Source organism: Eikenella halliae (assembly GCF_001648475.1).
Classification (GTDB): domain Bacteria; phylum Pseudomonadota; class Gammaproteobacteria; order Burkholderiales; family Neisseriaceae; genus Eikenella; species Eikenella halliae.
In genome coordinates this window covers 1-19902 of the sequence record NZ_LXSQ01000024.1, presented here as the reverse complement: position 1 = coordinate 19902, position 19902 = coordinate 1, and the positions used below count along the sequence as shown (strand labels likewise).

Below are 19902 nucleotides of genomic sequence, written 5' to 3'. Positions count from 1 at the left end.
GTGACGCTTTCCTTCTCTTGTGTGTAGGCCAGCCAAATGGCTTGGCGGTGGTGTGGGGTGAGGCGGGTGTTTTTGTGCATGTTCATGTTTCAGTATTCTCCTGGAAATACTGTAAACAACGCTACTGGTTTCTACAGATAAGGCTACCTGAAAATGGGAAAAACGATTTTCAGGTAGCCTTTGGTTTAATGGCCGCCGTTGCCTCCGCTACCGGCTTTTCCGCCGGAAGGCGGGAGGCTTACGTTGAGGCGCTTCAGGGTTTCCTGCAAGACGGGTTTGTCGCCGCCTTTGCGTTGGGCGGCCTGCCAGACGGCCATGGCTTCGTTTTTGCGGCCGAGTGTCCACAATACTTCGCCGAGGTGGGCGGCTACATCATCGGCTTCGGACAGTTTGGCGTGGGCACGCTGCAAATACGGCAGGGCGGCTTGGGGTTGGCCTTGTTTGAACAACACCCAGCCCATGCTGTCTTGGATTTCGGGCGAATTTGGACGGCGTTGCAGGGCTTGTTCAATATAGCGGCGTGCCTGGGACAGGTCGGGATTGGGCAGGGAGAGCATGGTGTAGCCGAGGGAATTGAGGATGTCGGGGTTTTTGGGCACGAGTTCTTGCGCCTGTTTGAGGTCAGCTACGGCTTTCTCGGGCTGTTGCAGGCGGTCGGCATACAGGATGGCGCGCTGCTCGAGGATGAGTGCGAGCATGGCGGGCGGTGCGGAGTTGTCGCTGTAGCGGCGGTGGAGGCTGCGCAGACTATTTAGGGCTTCGGCAGGCGGCTGTTCGCGGGCGATGCGCAAGTGGGCAACGAGGAGGTCTTCAGCGTCGAAGATGGCGTTGCTGCGGCCGGCCGATATGATGGATTCGGCACGCAGCAGGGCATCTTCGGCGGCTGCCCAGTCTTTCCCGGCCTCGGCGATGCGGGCTTCCAAAATATGTTTGTCGAACTGGGCCTCAGGATCGTTGGCACGGTCGAGCCAGTTGCGGGCATCGGCTATTTTCTCGCTCTCAATCAAGCGCATGGCGGCGAGCAGGGCGGCGCGGCTTTTCTGCTGCTGAGTACCGTACAAGTAGGCTTTGTCGAAGTAGTTTATGGTGGTGGCCACGGGCTCTTTGCGACGCACGGAGAGGATGCCGGCTTGGATATAGAGGTCGGCATCGGGGGTTTTGGCCAGCATATTTTGCAGCAGGCGGTAGGCTTCTTCGTCGCGTTTGGCGGCGATGAGGTATTCTACTTGCAGGTTTTGCCACATGGGGGAGAGGTGGCGGCTGTCGGTATGGCGGAAGAAGTATTCGAGCACTTCGGGCTGGCGGCGGGTAATCAGGCGCAGGGTGGTGCCGGTGAGGGGGCGGATGTCGCTGTCGAGGCTGGAGAGGCGGCGCAGGGCAGCGTTGGCATCGGCGGTACGGCGGGCGTGGGCGGAGTAGATGGCATCGGCAATGGCGGCTTCGGCCAGGCCGGGGAAGCGGGCGGCGGCCTGGTGCACCAGGCGGGTGGTTTGCGAGTCGGCGGCTTCGGGGTGCTCGAGGGCAAGCTGGGCCATACGCAGGAAGACGTTGCGCATGCGCTGGCGGTCGGTTTGGGCGAGGATTTCGGGCAGGCCGACACGCACCGTGGCAATATCGCCTTTGGCCGCAGCCACAATCCAGCGCATACGTTTTTGCCCGGCAGAAGGCTGGGGCTCGGCTTCCTGCCAGCGCTCAAGCATTTGCTCGGCCAACCGCACATTGGCGGAAAGAGCAATTTCCACGGCGCGCTCGGCTACGGCAGGGTCTTTGGTGCGTTGAAACAGGCGGTTATAAGAAGCGAGGGCTGCACTGCCTTGGCCTTGCTGAAGGATGATTTCGGAAGAGAAGGCGATCATCAGGTCGTTGGCACGGTCGAGGACTTGGCGGCGGGTAAGCGGGGGCTGCGAAGCGGATTGGCGCGGTGCGGGCGCGGCTTGGGCGGCCAGCGGCAACAGGAGGACGGAGAGCGCGAGGGCGCGGATACGGAAATGCCGTGAAGACATGGTGGTTCCTTAGAATGGGTGTGCGGCGGCGAAAGGCTACCTGAAACGGTTAAAGGGCAAAGTTTATAGCGCAAGCTTGCTTGTTTGCCATATATTTTTCAGGCTACCTGAAAACTTTTACTTTGTCATTTTCAGGTAGCCTGTTGGCGTATGCTGATGCGGCCTCAGATGCGCATCGGCATCACGATGTATTTGAAATCGGCGTTGTCGGGGATGGTAAACAGGGTGGAGCGGTTGGCATCGCCGAAAGCCAGTTGGATGTCTTCGGCGTGTACGTTGCGCAATACGTCCATCAGATAATTGATGTTGAAGCCTACTTCCAGCTCGGCGCCCTGATAGGCGATTTCCAGCTCTTCACGCGCTTCTTCCTGCTCGCTGTTGCTGCACAACACGCTCAGCAGGCCGGGGCGCAGCTGCAGGCGCACGCCGCGGAATTTTTCGTTGGCCAAAATGGCAGCACGTTCCAGTGCGCCCAAGAGCGGCTGGCGGCCGAGCAGGAAGATTTTGTCGTTATCTTGCGGAATCACGCGGTTGAAATCGGGGAATTTGCCGTCCACCACTTTGCTGACTACCACGGTGTCGTTGCAGCGGAAGCGCACTTGGTTGTTCAAGAGTTCCACGGTAACGGGCTCTTCGGGGCGGTTGAGCAGCTTGAACAGTTCGAGCACGGTTTTGCGCGGCAGGATCACTTCGGCTTTGGGCAAGTCGGCATCAATCACGGCGGCGGAGTAGGCCAGGCGGTGGCCGTCGGTGGCCACCAGACGCAGATTGCTGCCTTCCACCTGCATCAGCAAGCCGTTGAGATAATAGCGGATGTCTTGCACGGCCATGGCGTATTGCACTTGCGAGAGCATGTTGCGGAAGGTTTCCTGCGGCAGGGTGAAGGCGGAAACCACTTCTTCACCGATGCTCATCAGCGGGAAATCTTCGGCCGGCAGGGTTTGCAGGGCAAAGCGGGATTTGCCGGCCTTGAGGGTGAGGCGGTTTTGCGCCCAATCCAGCGCCACAATCGCGCCTTCGGGCAGGGCGCGCAGGATGTCTTGCAGTTTTTTGGCATTGGTGGTAATGCGGAAGTCTTCGGCATCGGTGTGCGGGCCATGGGTGTGGATTTGGATTTCCAAGTCGGTGGCCAAAATATTGGTTTGCCCGCCGGTGCGTTCAATCAGCACGTTGGAGAGAATCGGCAGGGTGTGCTTGCGCTCCACAATGCCGGTAACGGCTTGCAGCGGTTTGAGCAGGGTGTCGCGCTCGGCTTCTAAAATCAACATACGGATTCCTTAGGTTTAATTCTTGATTATAATCAATAGCTTTTCGTAATCTTGGGCAATTTCGGCATCTTCCTGCCGCAATTCGTCGGCCTTTTTCACGGAGTTGAGCACCGTGCTGTGGTCGCGCCCGCCGAAGGCTTTGCCAATGTCTTCGTAGCTGTGGGTGGTTAACTCGCGGGCAAGTTTGATGGCCAGATGGCGCGGGCGGACGATGCTTTGCGCGCGCTTTTTGCCGATAAGGTCGGCTGTGCGGATGCCGTAATATTTGGCCACCGCATCCATAATCAACGGCAGGTTAATCGGTTTGAAGTTGCCGGCCACGATATCTTGCAGGGCTTCGGTGGCCAGTTCCACATCAATCGGCTTATGCTCGAATCGGCTGCGCGCTTCCACCCGCTTAAATGCGCCTTCCAGTTCGCGCACGTTGGAACGGATGTGGGTGGCGATGAAAAAGGCGGCTTCTTCTTTTAACTCCACACCCACGGAATCGGCTTTTTTCTGCAAAATCTCCACCCGCATTTCCAATTCCGGCGGCTCCAACTCCAGCGTCAAACCCCATGAAAAACGGGATTTCAGGCGGTCGTCCATGTCGTCGATTTTGGTGGGCAGCACGTCGCAGGTAAGGATAATCTGTTTTTTATGGTGGTGGCAATGGTTATACAGGTGGAAAAACTCTTCCATGCTGCGGTCTTTACCTTTGATGAACTGGATGTCGTCGATAATGAGGAAATCGTAGGGCTTGTATTGCTGGCGGAAGGCATCGTGGGCGTGGTTGCGGAAGGCCTGAATCATGCCGCGTACGAAATCCTCGGCATGCATATAGTAAACCTTGGCTTCGGGCTTGAGGCGCAGCAGCTCGTTGCCCACGGCCTGCGCCAAATGGGTTTTGCCCAGGCCGGTGCTGCCGTATAAAAAGAAGGGGTTGTAGTTTTTGCCCGGGTTTTCGGCAATCGAACGGGCAGCGGCCACGGCCAGGCGGTTGCCTTTGCCTTCCACCAAAGTATCGAAGGTGTATTCCGGCGACAAATTGGTTTGCGCATAGCGCTGTTGCTGGCGCTCTTCGCGTTTGGCAGCAAATTTGGCTTGGGCAGGCTTGGTTGCTGGTTTGGCCGGGGTGGGTTGCCCGCTTGGCTCGGATTGCGGATTGATGCCCAAACTTTCCAAGCGAGATTGCACGATTTCTAAGGCGCTGCGTTTGTCGGCATGCTGCGGGGCGACCGGTTTGCTGGTTTGTTCAACTGGCGCAGCAGCTTGGACAGCGCGTGCCGGCGCTGGCTTGTCGACTGGGGCATAGTGTTTGCCTTTGCCTTGTTCGAACAGCAGTGTCGGTGTGTTTTCAGGTAGCCTTTCTGCCAGCAATTTGCCAATTTCGGCAGCATAGCGGGTGCGCAACATATTCAACACAAAGCGGCTGGGTGCATACACCACCCATTCCCCGCCCGCACTTTCGCCCACACTCAAAGGCTCAATCCAGCTTTGATACTGTTTGGCAGGCAGAGTGTGGCGCAAATGATGCAGGCAGTGTGGCCAGAATTGGTCGAGCGTCATGGTGGCGGTTCTGAAAAGAATATATGAGGAAGCGGCAAGGGTGTGTGATACACCGCCATATTCGGGCAGGCGTGAACGGTGGATTATACCCAAAATCCAGGGGTTGAACCAAGGCGGGAGGAAAAGCGGCATGCAGCACGAATAGTTTGACAATTTCAGCAAAATCAGGTGTAATACGCCGCTTTCTGATTTTAGATTATTTCCACGGGAAACATCATGAAACGCACTTATCAACCCTCCGTTATCCGCCGCAAACGCACCCATGGTTTCTTGGTTCGCTCCAAAACCCGCGGCGGCCGTGCCGTGTTGGCTGCTCGCCGCGCCAAAGGCCGTAAACGTTTGGCCGTGTAACAGTGGAATACTGTTTCGGCAAACCATACCGCTTACTGAAAACGGATGATTTCTCATCCGTTTTTGCTTTACGCCGGCTGAAATCGCGGCCGGATATCCAACTGTGGCACAAGCCAAACGGGTTGGAGCACCCCCGGCTGGGCTTAGTGGTGGCCAAGAAAACCGCCCGCCGTGCCAACCGCCGCAACTACATGAAACGCACGCTGCGCGAATGGTTTCGCCTCAACCGGCACCGTTTGGACAGCAGTGATTTGGTGGTTCGCGTACGCCGTCCGTTCGGCAAGGCCGAGCGGCAGCAGGTGTTGGCGCAGTTGGAGCAGATTGTGCCGAAAAAACCATGCTAGCCAAAATTTTGCTGGGGCTGATCCGGTTTTACCAATACGCACTCAGCCCGATGCTGTCGCCACGCTGCCGTTATCAGCCCACCTGTTCGCAATACGCTATCGAGGCGGTGCGCAAATACGGGGCGCTTAAAGGCGGCTGGCTGGCAGCCAAGCGCATCGGCCGTTGCCATCCGTGGGGAGGCAGCGGTTACGACCCTGTGCCTTAAGCCTGCCTACGGCATTCGTGCCGTATGGCGGCAGAATTTTCAGGTAGCCTGCATTGGAATGCAGACTGCTGTTTTCTCCTGTTTTCAAGCGGAACCCGATTATGGAATCCAACAACGAAATGAAGCGGATGGCGATTTTTATCGTTATCTTCCTCCTGACCATGATGGTTTGGAATTATTTCAACCCCCAGCCGCAACAGCCCGAACAGGCAGCCGCGCAGACGGAACAGCAAGCCGCCGCCCCTGTGGCCGGGAACGATTTGCCGCCCACCAAGCCGATTACCGTAAGTACCGATACGCTTAAAGCCGTAATCGATGAAAACAGCGGCGATTTGCGCGGGCTGGATTTGCTCAAACACAACTCCGCCGGTGATGCCAGCAAAACCTTTACCCTGCTCTCCGACAACAACGAGCACAAATACTTGGTGCAATCGCTGCTGATCGACCAAAAAGGTAACTACCTGTTACAAGACAGCAGCTTCAAAGCTCCACAAAACAACTACACCCTCAACGGAGATACGCTGGAAGTGCGTCTGAGCGCGCCGGAAACCAACGGCGTTCAAGTGGACAAAGTGTATACCTTCCGCAAAGGCAGCTATCTCATCGATGTACGCTTCGATATCACCAACCACACTGACGCCCCGCTGAAACTGGACGGCGTGTACCGCGTGCTGCGCGACAACAGTACGCCCGAGGGCAGCGGTTATTTCAACCAAACCTATGTCGGCCCGGTAGCCTACACGCCCGATGGCAAATTCCAAAAAGTGCCGTTTAAAGATTTGGACGACGATTTCGAGAGCAAACGTGACCGCGCCGACTACCAGCGTACCGCCACCAGCGGTTGGGTTGGCTTCACCCAACACTACTTCACCACCGTGTGGGTGTTACAGCCCAAAGACGGTAACAGTATCTGCCAAAACGGCAACTGCCTGCTCGACATCAAACGCCGCAGCGACAACCTTTACTCCGCCGGGGTGCGCGTACCGCTGCCCGCAATTGCTGCCGGCCAGAAGCTGAGCGTGCCTGCCGAATTGTATGCCGGCCCGCAGGAGTATGCCGTGATCAGCAAAGTGGCTGACCGCTTGGAACTGGTGAAAGACTATGGCCGTACCCATGTGGTGGCCGCGCCGCTGTTCGGCTTGCTCAACTGGCTGCACAGCCTCATCGGCAACTGGGGCTGGTCCATCGTTTTGCTGACCATCATCGTCAAAACCCTGCTGCTGCCTCTCACTAATGCCTCTTACCGCTCCATGGCCAAGATGCGCGCCGTTGCGCCCAAGCTGGAAATGCTGAAAAAACAGCACGGCGACGATCGTATGGCGCTGCAGCAGGCCATGATGAAGATGTATAAAGACGAGAAAATCAACCCGTTGGGCGGCTGCCTGCCCATGCTGTTGCAGTTCCCCGTGTTTATCGGCCTGTATTGGGTACTGCTCGCCTCGGTTGAACTGCGCCAGGCTTCGTGGGGCTGGATCGCCGACCTGGCCCGCCCCGACCCGCTCTACATCCTGCCGATTTTGATGGCGCTGACTATGTATATCCAAACCAAATTCAGCCCGCCGCCGAGCGACCCGATGCAGGCCAAAATGATGAAAATCATGCCGCTGGCCTTCTCCGTGATGTTCTTCTTTTTCCCTGCCGGCTTGGTGCTCTACTATGTGGTGAACAACCTCTTGAGCATGGCGCAGCAATGGCTGATTAATCGGAAAATCAACGGTGCCATCAAATCCTAAAATATAGCAAAATTAGCAACAGCCCGAATCCTCAAGGTTCGGGCTGTTTTGTGCTTGGCGAGAGGCAATAAACGCTTATTTTTCATACCGCATTAACCTTCCTTGTATGAAAAAACAAATACTTCAATCATATAGTCGTTCCGATAGGAATAATGCGGAGCTTATGCTCCCAGCCATATCGTTCTCCTCCTGACTTCATACCTGCTTGAAATAAGCAGATTGGTATGAATGATAAAAGGTGAATCCGCTTTTCAGGTAGCCTGCCCTAATGTAAAATGGCCTTAATAGTTAAAAGGATAAATTTGATTTCCTAACACGCCATAAGGGGCACACCATGACCGACCACCAACTCAAACCATTTGAAGAAATCGATTTGGCCGAACACAAAGACCGCCTGCAAGTATTTGAAGAAAAAGTACTGCAATACAGCGGCAACCGCAGCGGCGAAGATTCATCCGTTGCACCGCTGCCCGAAAGTTATCCCTACCGCACCCGTATCAGCCGGAATGTGTATGAGAAAGAAAAGAAAAAGCTACAAATCGAGCTGCTCAAAGTACAAAGCTGGGTGAAAGATAGTGGCAGCCGCATTGCCGCCATATTTGAAGGCCGTGATGCCGCCGGCAAGGGCGGCACCATCAAACGCTATATGGAGCACCTCAATCCGCGCGGCGCCCGCGTGGTGGCCTTAGAGAAACCCAGCGACCGCGAGCGCGGCCAATGGTATTTCCAACGTTACATCAATCATTTGCCTACCGCCGGCGAAATGGTGTTTTTCGACCGTTCCTGGTACAATCGTGCCGGTGTAGAACGCGTGATGGGCTTTTGCGAGCCGCACGAATACCTGCAATTCATGCGCCAGGCGCCCGAATTGGAACGCATGTTGGTGAACAGCGGTATGCACTTGTTTAAATTCTGGTTTTCCGTTTCGCGCGAAGAACAGTTGCGCCGCTTCATCTCCCGCCGCGACGATCCTTTGAAACACTGGAAGCTTTCGCCTGTAGATATTGAATCGCTCGACCGCTGGGACGACTACACCGAAGCCAAAAACACCATGTTCTTCCACACCCACACCGGCGACGCGCCTTGGACCATCATCAAATCGGACGACAAAAAACGCGCCCGCCTCAACTGCATTCGCTTCTTCCTGCACGCCCTCGACTACCCCGGCCGCGATCTCAAAGCCATCGGCCCGGTTGATCCGCTGATTGTGCAAGTGCCCAACGCACAATTTAAAGACAACATCAATATGAACGCGGACTAAGGCAAATATGGCAAAAGGCTACCTGAAAGTTTTCAGGTAGCCTTTCTTTATGTTTGCGCGGCAACTAACCGGACTTACTCCTTCTCAAGTACCTGCCCGACCTCCGGCTCTTTCACATTAAGAAAGCCGCCGCTCTGGTGCGCCCACAGGCTGGCGTAGAGGCCGCCTTTGGCCAAGAGTTCGGCGTGGTTGCCCTCTTCCACGATGCGGCCTTTGTCGAGCACGATGAGGCGGTCCATGGCGGCGATGGTGGAGAGGCGGTGGGCGATGGCGATAACAGTTTTGCCTTCCATCATGGTATCGAGGCTTTCCTGGATGGCGGCCTCCACTTCGGAATCGAGCGCGCTGGTGGCTTCGTCCAAAAGCAGGATCGGTGCGTCTTTGAGCATCACGCGGGCGATAGCGATGCGTTGGCGCTGGCCGCCGGAAAGCTTCACGCCGCGCTCGCCCACGTGGGCATCGTAGCCTTTGCGGCCTTTTGCGTCGGAAAGCTGGGGGATGAATTCGGCGGCTTCGGCACGCCGGGCGGCTTGCAGCATGTCTTCCTCGGTGGCGTCGGGGCGGCCGTAGACGATATTGTCGCGCACCGAGCGGTGCAGCAGGCTGGTGTCTTGCGTAACCAGGCCGATTTGGGCGCGCAGGCTTTCTTGGGTAACGTTTTCAATGTTTTGCCCGTCGATGCAGATTCGGCCGCTTTGCGGCTCGTAGAAGCGCAACAGCAGGTTCACAATGGTGGACTTGCCCGCGCCGCTGCGGCCGATGAGGCCGACTTTTTCGCCGGGCTTGATGTGCAGGCTGAAGCCGTTGAGCAGGGGCTTGCCGGGCTCGTAGGAGAAATCGATGTGTTGGAAGCAGATTTCGCCTTTGTTCACCAACAGCGGCTTGGCATCGGGCTTGTCGAGGATGGTTTGCGGCTTGGAAAGCGTGCCCATGCCGTCGGCCACGGTGCCGATATTTTCAAACAGGCGGGCGGATTCCCACATGATGTATTGCGAAAGCCCGTTCACGCGCAGCGCCATGGCGGTGGCGGTGGCCACCGCGCCCACGCCTACTTGGCCGTTGTGCCACAGCCAGATGCCGAGCACGGCGGTGGAAAGGGTGAGCGCGGTGTTTACTGCGGCGCTGGCGCTGTAGAGCAGCGTGGCCAACCGCATTTGGGCGTGCACGGTTACCATAAATTCTTCCATCGAGCGGCGCGCATAATCGGCTTCGCGCGCGCCGTGGGAGAAGAGTTTCACGGTAGCGATGTTGGCGTAGGCATCGGTAACGCGGCCGGTCATCAGCGAGCGGGCATCGGCCTGGCGGGCGGCGGTTTGGCCGAGCCTGGGAATTAGAAAGCGCATCACCAGGCTGAAGCCGATGAGCCAGCCCACGAAAGGCAGCAGCAGCCAGCTATCCAGCGCCACCAGAATTACGCCGGAAGTGATGAAATACACCAGCACATACATCACCATATCGGCGATGGTCATCACCGTATCACGCACGGCCAGCGCAGTTTGCATCACTTTGGCCGACACGCGGCCGGCAAATTCGTCTTGATAAAAGCTGAGCGATTGGCCGAGCATCAGGCGGTGGAAATTCCAACGCAGGCGCATGGGAAACACACCCTGTAATACCTGCAGGCGGATGGCGGAGGTGAAAAACGTCCAAACCACCAGCACCACCATCAGCACGCCCATGCCGATGAGCGCCAAGCCTTTTTCGGCAAACAGCGTTTCCGGCGTATAGCGGCCGAGCCAATCAACGATTTTGCCGATGAATTGAAACAGCAGGGCTTCGCCGATGCCGATGCCGCCGGAGAGCAGCGCCAGCAGTACAAGCCAGCCGCGCACGCCTTCGAGATTGCTCCAAATAAAGCCAAACAGGCCGTTGCGCGGGGTTTTCGGCTCGCCGGCGGGATAGGGGTCGATGCGGTTTTCAAACCAGGAGAATAAGCGGTTGAACATGGTGTGGTGATTTATATTTAAAATGGAATTCAGGTTTTAGCTTTGGCCGAAAGGCCGATGTTTTAACTTCGTTGAAGCCCACGCTTTCAGGTAGCCTGTATGGGAGGCTACCTGAAAAATATGTCTGCCTGTGCAGGATTCAAGAGCGGCCAAAAAGACGGCTATCATAACAGAAACAGAGGGCTGGGCACAGAACGGGGGCGATTGTAACCCACTATCCAACAGTCTCCGTAAGTTTGGGCGAGGCGGAAATCTCAGGCTGCCTATTGCATCCGTTCGTCTGGCCATACGTCTTACATGAAATAATTACCTTACCCATTACGCACCAAAGGCTACCTGAAAATTTTCAGGTAGCCTTCCTTCATACAAATAACCATTACTCAACCGGGCTTTTTCGCCAACATCGTCACAAATTTCAATTGAATCGGCCGCCCTTGCGCATCGGTAGCGTGCATCGAGCCCACGGCTTCTTCGTATTTCAGCAATTCCCAGTCGGCATAATACTGCCGCAGCTCGTCTTCTTTAAATGTGAACGAAAACGGCATATGGCAAGGATAGTCAGCCGTATCCATTGCCGACACGATCAAGTTATAGCCACCAGGCCGGGTATGCGCCTGCATATTGGCAATAATCTCCGGCACGCGGTCTGCCTGGAGGAACATAAACACCACTGTGGCAAAGATAAAATCGTAATCTTCATTCAAAGCAGCGGCGTTAATATCGTAAGCATCCGCCCGCAGCGGCAACTGTTCGCGCGCAGCCATATCCAGCACCGAAGCCACTGCCGCCGGGCTGTGGTCCACAGCGTGCACATCATACCCGGCCAAGCTCAAAAACAGCGCATTGCGCCCCTGCCCACAGCCTAAATCCAAGGTCTTGCACGGCGGCACAGCCTGCACCGCCTCGCGGATGGCGGAATGGGTGGCAGTCATGCCGTATTTTTTGTGGAAAAAATCGGCTTTTTCGCAATGAAATTCCAACTGCACGGCAAAATCATCATCCAATGGCTCTACCTTGTGCCAAGCCTGCGGATAAATCGTCCACACACCGGAATCCGGCTGCAAAATATGCTCCGCCAGCACCGTGCCGTCTTCCTGCAATTCATAAAACTTCAGCCGCCCGCGCAATACGCGCAGCTTGCCGTAGGTACCAACTTGTGTGTTGTGCTGCGACAAAACTGCTGCCGGAATAGTGGTTTTATCCCATACCGGCATGGTTTTGTAGCAGATAAGTTCGGATTGCATAACGTCTCCTGATGAATAATGGTCGATTTAGTTAATTAACTAAAGAATACCATATTTATTCTATAGTTTTGGCTTGCCACAACATAGCTTTAACCCGCAACCATACCTAGCCTCACATATATTAAGCGGCCGATAGCCAAGCGACCTCATCCACATGGCATCAGCCTTTCAAAATATAGTCATTTACAATCAAGGCGGCAGGTAGCGCAACCAGCCCTGCTCATCCATGCCCATAATACAATCGCCTCAATTGGCCACAGTACAGTTCGGCCATACATATTTTGCTTTCCAACCACTAATATTTGCCGTATTCGACAGCATACAGCTCCACACTCCGCTTGGAGCCCTGCCTAAATCAATAACCAAGCCATGAATCGAACGCGATGCCGAATCGCCCACCACTAAATGCAGATTGCTAAAATTATGATTGACACCATTATATTGCATCTCCGCCTGTCCGATTAAATCCGAGCTGCCAGCCCAACTATCCATACCGATATAACTACGCCTGTAGCCATTCGCATCTGTTGTACTATCTTCCGATTTTACTGTAGTAGGCAGGCTCCCGGTTGCCACAATAGCCTCCACTTGCCGCTGTGCCGCCTTCACTTCCATATGGATACGCGACAACTGTGATTTGATTACATAATCTTGATACAATGGTAAAGAAATGGCAGCCAAAATACCAACAATAGCCACAGAGATCATTAGCTCTATTAAGGTAAAACCCTGCTTCCTATCCCTATATTGAGGGAATATTCTCATCATTTTTAGCTTCTATAAAGTATTTGGAAATCGTTTATCGATAAAAAAAGCCTGCAAAGCAGGCTTTTTTTATCACTATCAAATTAAGATACAGTGCAACCGCCAGGAGCGAATTTATCTTTCCATGCACCAGCACCAGATTTATCAATAGTGCAAGTCCACACACCATCAGCAGTACGTGCATATTTGATCTTAGTACCAGCAATTGCAGCATTGGCATTAGTGCCCAAAGTAGCCTCAATTTCAGTAGCCGGACCATCCAAATCGCTAACAGTAACAGCACTCATCAAATTAGAGGTGGGGTTACCAGTATCTTCAGTAGAATCCGTCAAGTTAAGAGTATCAGTCTTAGGATCGGTAGTAGAGATACCGCGTACCAATTTACGACCTTCAAAGAAGGCAGCATCAACGATGGTCTTACGTGCAGCCAACTCACCAGCTACACGAGTTACCTGAGATTTAGAAATGTAATCTTGGTACATCGGCAGGGCGATAGCAGCCAAAATACCGATAATGGCGATAACGATCATCAACTCGATCAGGGTGAAACCTTTTTGTACTTTTTTCAACATGACATTTTCCTTTTAAAAAATGGAACTTAATAAAACCGAATCTTTCGACCCGGGAACTTCAACCAAAAGAAGGAGACAACTAAAAAACTTCGTTTTCGACTTCGGCTTACTTGCCGTCGCCACGAGAAACATAAAGCAACGACTGTGCCAAAAAATAAAAAAACGTTCCATTTGTTTTTTAATTATATGTTTTATATATTATTTTTATTAATTTCCAATTCAAAGAACCAGGTCTACGCGGCTATTTTATGCCACCACCCAATCTGCAAAACTGACATTTATCGTCAGTTTTTGGCCCGCTATTTTGCACAGATTGCCGTTTTATGGGCTTCATCGCCTGCCAATTTTAGGTTGGTCGGCGATTCTTGGCATTCCTAGTACTCTCAGTGGTTCGGCAACTCCGCCCCATGGTACAAATAAAGCAAGGCGGCATTACTATGCCGCCGTTTGGTGGGAAGAATTGGCTTCGCGGCAAATTGCCTTTTATAGTGAATTAACAAAAACCAGTACAGCGTTGCCTCGCCTTGCCGTACTATCTGTACTGTCTGCGGCTCGTCGCCTTGTCCTGATTTTTGTTAATTCACTATATAAAGGATTCGCTTTAACCACGCGCAAGCCGTGCTGCGGCTTTCAGGTAGCCTTTAGCTTTCCGCCGCCATTACTGCTTCAATTAAAGCCGTTCCGTTTTCAATCCGAAATGCCACTTCCCAATCTTCCACCGCCATCTTATATATCCGCTGCGGTGTATCCTGATAAGCCGGGCGCGGGTCTTGAGCGATGCTTTGTTCAATCAACAGGCGAACGGGCGGCGGCAGGGATGCTGCGCTTATCTCGTCTGCCCAAGCTACTTCGAGCGGCACGGGCGGAACGGCGGCGAAGCCCGGGGCGGCGTCGGGCTGCGCTTCCACAAAAGGCAGGTAGGGTTTGATGTCTAACACCGGCGTGCCATCGAGCAAATCCGCACCGCCACACCACAGCCGCACTCCGCCCTCGGTTTCAATGCGCTCCAACTTGAGCAGGGAAAGCCCCAGCGGGTTGGGGCGGAACGGGCTACGCGTGGCAAATACGCCCATTTTCCGGTTGCCGCCCAAACGCGGCGGCCGCACCAAGGGCTGCCAGCCTGCCCCGGCCACGCCGTGAAACACAAACTGCACCCAAATATGGCTGAAGCTTTCCAATCCGCGCACGCAATCGGCAGAAAACTCGGGCAACAATTCAATGCATACCCGGGCGGAAGGCACCAAGCCGGGCTGGCGCGGCACGCCGAATTTCTGTTTATAAGGAGAGCGGACGTAGGCAATGGTTTGCAGGGTGTGGGTGGCTGGCATGGCTTAGGGTGATTAAGAGGAAAAGATAAAAGGCTACCTGAAAGCGATGTCTTGGCGTAGCCAAGGCGAGTTGCTGCGAAGCTAAAGCGTAAGCTTCAACGGAGTTAAAACGATGTCTTGGCGTACCAAGGCGGAGTTGCTGCAAAGCTAAAGCATCCGTTTAGCGTAGTTCAAACAAAGTTTCCGCAAAGCGGAAATGAAGATTTCATAAATACAGAAGCGGAGTTTCTGTGCGGATGAAATTAAGTTTTGGCAAGGCTGCAAGGCAGCAGTATCACCCCCGCCATGCAGCCCCTCTGTTTTCTATACCCAATAAAAACCGGCAGACTCGGAATTCCCGGGCTGCCGGCCTGATTTCACTAATGCGGCGTTGAATTGAAATCAGCTTACTGCTGGCGTTGGCAAGCGGTTTCTACACTGTTGCCATAGGGGTCTTTGAAGCTGAACGCGGCTTCATTACCCTTACGGTGCCACTCGACGCCGCTGCCGAACAGGCCGCGGTTAGAGGTGTAGCGCTCGCCGGAGCCGGAAGTGGCACGGTTGAGCACAGCGCTCTTATCGTCAAGCTGCAGGCTCACGCGGTCGGTACCTTGCTGGCGCACGGTTACAGACAGGCCGTTTTCACAGCTGAAACGCTCAACACTTGCGCGGCGCTCACCACGGTGCTCGTGGCGCGGAGCGGGCTCGTTGCCATAGTCTTGAACGTCGTTGTCGTAGCGTTGGTGATGGTGATGACGGGGGCCGTCGTCTTGCGGGGTGGCCACCACGCAGGCAGACAACAGCAGAGCCAAAGAGGCCGGTACAGCCCAAGTACGTACTTTCATTGTGTATTTCCTATAAAATGAGAAAATACCGCCATAGCCGGCGGCAAGAGCATCTTAGCCCAAAGCGTGCGGCATAAAAAGGGGGATTAACCAAGATTTACGGCAATATCCGATTATTCCGGCGAAAAGGCTACCTGAAATTATTTGGCGGTTTTCAGGTAGCCTTTGTTTTGGCAAACATTCAGCTTTGGTTTCGCGTTTTGGCTTTGCAGAAGCTCCGCCCTAGCTACGCCAAGACATCGTTTTAGCTTCGTTGAAGCTTGCGCTTTAGCTTCGCAGAAATTCAGCCTTGGCTGCGCCAAGACATCATTTTCAGGTAGCCTTTTTTAATGGGGCTGTGTGTATCGATTGCCACCCGCCAGTTTTAATCCTGCAAAAACGGGTTGTGCCGTTTTTCATGGCCGATGGTGGTGCTGCGGCCGTGGCCGGGTAGCACTATGGTGTCTTCGGGCAACACCAGCAGTTTCTCGCGGATATTGCGCAAGAGATCAGCGTGGCTGCTGCGTTCGAAATCGGTGCGTCCGATGGATTCGTAGAACAACACATCGCCGGCAATCAGCAGGTTTTGCGCAGCGCAATAAAACACCACGTGGCCGGGCGTGTGGCCGGGGATGTGCAGCACTTGGAAACGGTATGCGCCCACGCTTAACTCGTCGCCTTCTTCCAGCCAGCGGCTCGGGCTCACCGGCGGGGATACGGGAAAACCGAAGTTGGCGGTGATTTCGGGCAGGTTGTCGAGCAGCCATTGGTCGTCGCGGTGCGGGCCGATTACCGGCAGCGGGGTATGCTGAATCATCTCGGCCACGCCGCCGGCATGGTCGAGGTGGCCGTGGGTGAGCCAGATGGCCTTGGGCTGCACGCCGAGCTTGGCGGCTTCTTCCAACAGCTGCGGCACATCGCCGCCCACGTCTATCCACACGGCTTCTTTGCTTTCTTCGTCCCACAATAGCGAACAGTTTTGGCGAAAAGGGGTAACGGCGAACACGGTAAGGTTGAGCGGCATGGGTGGCTTTCTTTATAAGAATTTTCAGGTAGCCCGCATTGTGCCGCCGCGCGCGCCAAAGGTAAACCTTTTTAAGGTTTAGCGTATCCGCTACAATGCGCCATTTATTCCCTTTGCGAGCAAGTTCATGCACACGCCCAAACCCAACCCCGCCAACCTCTGCTGGCTCGATATGGAAATGACCGGCCTCAACCCCGAGCACGACCGCATCATCGAAGCCGCCGTGGTGATTACCGATGCCGATTTAAATATCCTCGCCCAATCCGAATCCTACGCCATCCACCAAAGCGACGAATTGCTCAAAGGCATGGATGCCTGGAACACCAGCACCCACGAGCGCACCGGCCTCACCCAACGCGTGAAAGATTCTGCGCTTTCCGAAGCCAAAGTGGAGCAACGCCTGCTCGACTTTATTGCCCAATGGATTCCGCAGGGCGCGAGTCCCTTGTGCGGCAACACCGTGCACCAAGACCGCCGCTTCATGCAGCGCTACATGCCCCGCCTGGAAGCCTGGTTCCACTACCGCAACCTCGACGTATCCACCCTCAAAGAGCTCGCCCGCCGCTGGCATCCCGCCGCCTACAAAAGCTTCAGCAAAAAAGGCTCGCACCGCGCGCTGGACGACATCTTGGAGAGCATCGAAGAGTTGCGCCACTACCGCCAAACCTTCCTGCGCCTGCCCGAAGCAAACGGAACAAACCAAGAGGCTACCTGAAAACCAAGAGGCTGCTTCAAAGTGAAGCTTCAACGCAGTTTTTACGGAGTTGAGGCGCCAGCCTCATGAAAAAACAACAGGCTGAAACTTTGGCAAACCAGGATTCAGCCAATCGTAGTAGCAGATTTCACACCCCCGCTGCCCACGACCAAGCCAACGGCGGATATGAAATCCGCCGCTACGAAACAACGAAATATTGCCCGGGCTTCAGGCCACCTGAAAATTCTCAGGCAGCCTCTCCGCCAAACCAATCCGCCCAAGGAAACCCATGAACCGCAAACCTCTCGCTGCCCTCGCCTGCGCCGCCCTGCTGCTGGCCGGTTGCGCCGTTGCTAGGCCTAACGAACAAAACCCAATCACTCCCCACTTTGTACAACCACCCTACCCAACAGAGTTGGAAGAAGAAGCTATCGGTGGACAAGTCATTGCACGGCTTGATATTGATGCTCGAGGAAGGGTTCGTGCCATGCACGTCCTATCAGCCACCCACCCGCTGTTTGTTCGCTCTGTAGAAAGTGTTATCTACCAATTTCGCTACATCCCGGCTACACGCAACGGGCGGCCAGTTGCCGCATCCACCATCCAAACATTCAGATTCATCCCTGAAAAAGCTGCTGACTTAAGCATCACTCCCGTCAACGCTGAACAACCCGCCACACCCAGTCCATCTTCCCCCGCACGCTAAACCCCATGCTCCCTACCGCCCTCCCCGCCTGGCAAGCCCTGGCCGAACACCGCCGCGCCACCGCGCATCTCCACCTACGCGAGCGCTTCGCCGCCGAGCCAAACCGTTTCGAACGCATGCACGCCGAACTCAACGGCCTGATGCTCGACTACAGCAAAAACCTCATCGGCGAAGACACCCTCGATTTGCTCTGCCGCCTGGCCGACGAATCCGGCGCGGCCGAACTACGCCGCCAAATGTATGCCGGCGGGAAAATCAATCTGAGCGAACACCGCGCCGTGCTGCACACCGCCCTGAGGCTACCTGAAAACGCCGCACCCGTGTATGTGGACGACATCAATATCGTGCCGCAGGTACACGCCGAACTAAACCGCGCCCTCGATTTCGCCGAACGCCTGCAAAACGGCACGCACACGGGCTGCACCGGATTGCCCATCCGCGACGTGGTGAACATCGGTATCGGCGGCTCGGATTTGGGCCCGCGCATGGTGGCGCAAGCCCTCGCGCCCTACCGGCAAAACCTGAACGTACACTTCGCCGCCAATCTCGACAGCGCCGATTTAGACGGCATCCTGCGCCGCGTAGCGCCCGAAACCACGCTGTTTATCGTGGCCAGCAAATCCTTCCGCACCCCCGAAACCCTGCTCAACGCCCAAGCCGCGCGCCGCTGGTTTCTGCAATCCGGCCGCAGCGAAGCCGACATCGCCCGGCACTTCGCCGCCGTATCGGCCAATGTGGCCGCCGCCGCCGAATTCGGCATCGCCCCGCAAAACGTGTTCGGCATGTTCGACTGGGTGGGCGGTCGCTATTCCGTGTGGTCGGCCATCGGCCTGCCCGTGATGTGCGCTATCGGCCGCGAACATTTCCGCGAATTCCTGCGCGGCGGGCACGATATGGACGAACACTTCCTGCACGCCCCGTGGCGGCGCAACATCCCCGCCCTGCTCGCCCTCATCGGCATCTGGCAGCAAAACTTCTGCGGCAGCACCAGCCACATCGTCATCCCTTACAGCCACGGCCTGCGCCGCCTGCCTGCCCACCTCCAGCAGCTCGATATGGAAAGCAACGGCAAAAGCCGCAACCGCCACGGCAAGCCCGTGGATTTCGCCACCGGCGCCGCCATTTGGGGCGAAGCCGGCGTCAACTGCCAGCACGCCTTCTTCCAGCTTATCCACCAAGGCACGCAGGTGATTCCCGTCGATTTCATCGTCCCCCTCAACGGCGAAGGGGCAGACGACGGCCGCCACCTCCGGCTCGTGGCCAACGCCTTCGCCCAAGCCGAAGCCCTCATGCGCGGCAAAAGCGAAGTCGAAGCCCGCGCCGAAACAGCCGGGAAAGGGCTACCTGAAAGCGAACAAGCCGCACTCGCCAGCCAGCGCAGCTTCCCCGGCAACCGCCCCAGCAACACCATCCTCGTCGAACGCATCACGCCCTACACCCTCGGCCTGATTCTCGCCATGTACGAACACAAAGTCTTCATGCAGGGCGCCGTGTGGGGCATCAACTCCTTCGACCAATGGGGCGTGGAATACGGCAAAGAACTCGCCCAAACCATCCTGCCCGAACTGCAAGGCGCCGCCCCCGCCGGGCACGACGCCTCCACCGCCGCCCTGATTCAACGCTACCGGCAGCAGATGGGCAACAAACAGCCGTAACGGCCAAAGAGAAGGCTACCTGAAAGCCAAGCGGGCATTTTCAGGTAGCCTTTTTCTTTGCCATGGAAGAGTACCACTCAATGTTTGTGACAAGCCAAAATATTGCAGGCTAATGATTTGCTTTTAAAGGGTTAAAAATATACAATATCTATGTCTGACAGCAGAAATTTTCGCATCAGCTGCGTAATCTCAGGCAAATTATTATTGTCGAGTGATAAATGGTGGGGATTGCGGCCACCCAGACACAAAACATCCCTTGATACTTTATCATCTAGGGATGTTTTTTACTTACCCAAAACAACTATAATCAACCAAGAATAATCTTATAGTAAATTAAAAACAAAATAGTACAATATTCAACTTTGAAGGTCTAACCATGGCATACTCTGCGGACTTAAGGAACAAAGCTTTAAACTATTACGAACAATGCAAAAACATCAGCCAAACCGCA

18 protein-coding genes and 1 pseudogene are annotated in these 19902 nt (G+C 55.2%); 8 read left to right on the top strand and 11 right to left on the bottom strand.

Annotation, left to right across the window (positions count from 1 at the left end; translation table 11 throughout):
* The 4 genes and pseudogenes from A7Q00_RS14085 to dnaA all read right to left on the bottom strand — a co-directional run.
* A pseudogene (locus tag A7Q00_RS14085) lies at positions 1-86 on the bottom strand (IS481 family transposase); the annotation flags it as partial.
* A 99-nt stretch (positions 87-185) separates the two neighbouring features.
* Complete coding sequence (locus A7Q00_RS10690) at positions 186-2003, bottom strand: tetratricopeptide repeat protein (RefSeq protein ID WP_064090531.1); 1818 nt, start codon at positions 2001-2003, stop codon at positions 186-188.
* Positions 2004-2167: 164 nt separating this feature from the next.
* The gene (gene dnaN / locus A7Q00_RS10685; RefSeq protein WP_064090530.1) at positions 2168-3271 is read right to left on the bottom strand and encodes a DNA polymerase III subunit beta; all 1104 of its coding nucleotides are present in this window, start codon (positions 3269-3271) and stop codon (positions 2168-2170) included.
* Between the two features lie 15 nt (positions 3272-3286).
* Positions 3287-4819 carry a chromosomal replication initiator protein DnaA gene (gene dnaA, locus A7Q00_RS10680; RefSeq protein WP_064090533.1) on the bottom strand — a complete coding sequence of 511 codons (1533 nt, stop codon included), beginning with the start codon at positions 4817-4819 and terminating at the stop codon, positions 3287-3289.
* Between the two features lie 216 nt (positions 4820-5035).
* On the opposite strand from dnaA, the gene rpmH reads away from it, so the two are divergent.
* The 5 genes from rpmH to ppk2 all read left to right on the top strand — a co-directional run bounded on the left by rpmH (position 5036) and on the right by ppk2 (position 8714).
* The gene (rpmH, locus tag A7Q00_RS10675) at positions 5036-5170 is read left to right on the top strand and encodes a 50S ribosomal protein L34 (protein WP_003824630.1); all 135 of its coding nucleotides are present in this window, start codon (positions 5036-5038) and stop codon (positions 5168-5170) included.
* A 2-nt stretch (positions 5171-5172) separates the two neighbouring features.
* Complete coding sequence (gene rnpA / locus A7Q00_RS10670) at positions 5173-5514, top strand: ribonuclease P protein component (RefSeq protein WP_064090529.1); 342 nt, start codon at positions 5173-5175, stop codon at positions 5512-5514.
* Entirely contained in the window at positions 5508-5720 is a 213-nt protein-coding gene (yidD, locus tag A7Q00_RS10665; protein WP_064090528.1) for a membrane protein insertion efficiency factor YidD, read from the top strand. Before rnpA ends, yidD begins: the two co-directional genes overlap by 7 nt.
* A gap of 101 nt (positions 5721-5821) precedes the next feature.
* Positions 5822-7453 carry a membrane protein insertase YidC gene (yidC, locus tag A7Q00_RS10660; RefSeq protein WP_156503812.1) on the top strand — a complete coding sequence of 544 codons (1632 nt, stop codon included), beginning with the start codon at positions 5822-5824 and terminating at the stop codon, positions 7451-7453.
* A 334-nt stretch (positions 7454-7787) separates the two neighbouring features.
* Entirely contained in the window at positions 7788-8714 is a 927-nt protein-coding gene (gene ppk2 / locus A7Q00_RS10655) for a polyphosphate kinase 2 (RefSeq protein WP_064090527.1), read from the top strand.
* 74 nt (positions 8715-8788) lie between these two features.
* On the opposite strand, the gene A7Q00_RS10650 is transcribed toward ppk2, so the two are convergent.
* From A7Q00_RS10650 to A7Q00_RS10620, 7 genes are all read right to left on the bottom strand, one after another.
* Positions 8789-10660, bottom strand: coding sequence for an ABC transporter ATP-binding protein (locus A7Q00_RS10650; RefSeq protein WP_064090526.1), 1872 nt, complete (start codon positions 10658-10660; stop codon positions 8789-8791).
* 380 nt (positions 10661-11040) lie between these two features.
* Positions 11041-11904 (bottom strand): tellurite resistance methyltransferase TehB, encoded by an 864-nt coding sequence (tehB, locus tag A7Q00_RS10645; RefSeq protein ID WP_064090525.1) that lies wholly within the window; start codon positions 11902-11904, stop codon positions 11041-11043.
* 246 nt (positions 11905-12150) lie between these two features.
* The gene (locus A7Q00_RS10640) at positions 12151-12672 is read right to left on the bottom strand and encodes a pilin (RefSeq protein WP_082887837.1); all 522 of its coding nucleotides are present in this window, start codon (positions 12670-12672) and stop codon (positions 12151-12153) included.
* 80 nt (positions 12673-12752) lie between these two features.
* A complete protein-coding gene (locus A7Q00_RS10635) occupies positions 12753-13238 on the bottom strand; it encodes a pilin (RefSeq protein WP_082887836.1) in 486 nt (161 codons plus the stop codon).
* A 644-nt stretch (positions 13239-13882) separates the two neighbouring features.
* The gene (gene tsaA / locus A7Q00_RS10630) at positions 13883-14569 is read right to left on the bottom strand and encodes a tRNA (N6-threonylcarbamoyladenosine(37)-N6)-methyltransferase TrmO (RefSeq protein WP_064090522.1); all 687 of its coding nucleotides are present in this window, start codon (positions 14567-14569) and stop codon (positions 13883-13885) included.
* Positions 14570-14955: 386 nt separating this feature from the next.
* On the bottom strand, positions 14956-15393 hold the full coding sequence (locus tag A7Q00_RS10625) for an MliC family protein (protein ID WP_064090521.1): 438 nt from the start codon (positions 15391-15393) through the stop codon (positions 14956-14958).
* Between the two features lie 364 nt (positions 15394-15757).
* On the bottom strand, positions 15758-16396 hold the full coding sequence (locus A7Q00_RS10620) for an MBL fold metallo-hydrolase (RefSeq protein WP_064090520.1): 639 nt from the start codon (positions 16394-16396) through the stop codon (positions 15758-15760).
* A gap of 127 nt (positions 16397-16523) precedes the next feature.
* On the opposite strand from A7Q00_RS10620, the gene orn reads away from it, so the two are divergent.
* The 3 genes from orn to pgi all read left to right on the top strand — a co-directional run bounded on the left by orn (position 16524) and on the right by pgi (position 19451).
* Complete coding sequence (gene orn, locus A7Q00_RS10615) at positions 16524-17111, top strand: oligoribonuclease (protein WP_064090519.1); 588 nt, start codon at positions 16524-16526, stop codon at positions 17109-17111.
* Positions 17112-17379: 268 nt separating this feature from the next.
* On the top strand, positions 17380-17796 hold the full coding sequence (locus A7Q00_RS10610) for an energy transducer TonB (RefSeq protein WP_064090518.1): 417 nt from the start codon (positions 17380-17382) through the stop codon (positions 17794-17796).
* A gap of 5 nt (positions 17797-17801) precedes the next feature.
* Positions 17802-19451: a glucose-6-phosphate isomerase gene (gene pgi / locus A7Q00_RS10605; protein ID WP_064090517.1), complete on the top strand. Its 1650-nt coding sequence runs from the start codon at positions 17802-17804 to the stop codon at positions 19449-19451.
* The last annotated feature ends 451 nt before the right edge of the window (positions 19452-19902 follow it).

Coding starts and splice junctions, on each gene's coding strand:
- A7Q00_RS10690 (WP_064090531.1), bottom strand. CDS start 2,003: ATGTCTTCACGGCATTTCCGTATCCGCGCCCTCGCGCTCTCCGTCCTC.
- dnaN (WP_064090530.1), bottom strand. CDS start 3,271: ATGTTGATTTTAGAAGCCGAGCGCGACACCCTGCTCAAACCGCTGCAA.
- dnaA (WP_064090533.1), bottom strand. CDS start 4,819: ATGACGCTCGACCAATTCTGGCCACACTGCCTGCATCATTTGCGCCAC.
- rpmH (WP_003824630.1), top strand. CDS start 5,036: ATGAAACGCACTTATCAACCCTCCGTTATCCGCCGCAAACGCACCCAT.
- yidD (WP_064090528.1), top strand. CDS start 5,508: ATGCTAGCCAAAATTTTGCTGGGGCTGATCCGGTTTTACCAATACGCA.
- yidC (WP_156503812.1), top strand. CDS start 5,822: ATGGAATCCAACAACGAAATGAAGCGGATGGCGATTTTTATCGTTATC.
- ppk2 (WP_064090527.1), top strand. CDS start 7,788: ATGACCGACCACCAACTCAAACCATTTGAAGAAATCGATTTGGCCGAA.
- A7Q00_RS10650 (WP_064090526.1), bottom strand. CDS start 10,660: ATGTTCAACCGCTTATTCTCCTGGTTTGAAAACCGCATCGACCCCTAT.
- tehB (WP_064090525.1), bottom strand. CDS start 11,904: ATGCAATCCGAACTTATCTGCTACAAAACCATGCCGGTATGGGATAAA.
- A7Q00_RS10640 (WP_082887837.1), bottom strand. CDS start 12,672: ATGATGAGAATATTCCCTCAATATAGGGATAGGAAGCAGGGTTTTACC.
- tsaA (WP_064090522.1), bottom strand. CDS start 14,569: ATGCCAGCCACCCACACCCTGCAAACCATTGCCTACGTCCGCTCTCCT.
- A7Q00_RS10625 (WP_064090521.1), bottom strand. CDS start 15,393: ATGAAAGTACGTACTTGGGCTGTACCGGCCTCTTTGGCTCTGCTGTTG.
- A7Q00_RS10620 (WP_064090520.1), bottom strand. CDS start 16,396: ATGCCGCTCAACCTTACCGTGTTCGCCGTTACCCCTTTTCGCCAAAAC.
- orn (WP_064090519.1), top strand. CDS start 16,524: ATGCACACGCCCAAACCCAACCCCGCCAACCTCTGCTGGCTCGATATG.
- A7Q00_RS10610 (WP_064090518.1), top strand. CDS start 17,380: ATGAACCGCAAACCTCTCGCTGCCCTCGCCTGCGCCGCCCTGCTGCTG.
- pgi (WP_064090517.1), top strand. CDS start 17,802: ATGCTCCCTACCGCCCTCCCCGCCTGGCAAGCCCTGGCCGAACACCGC.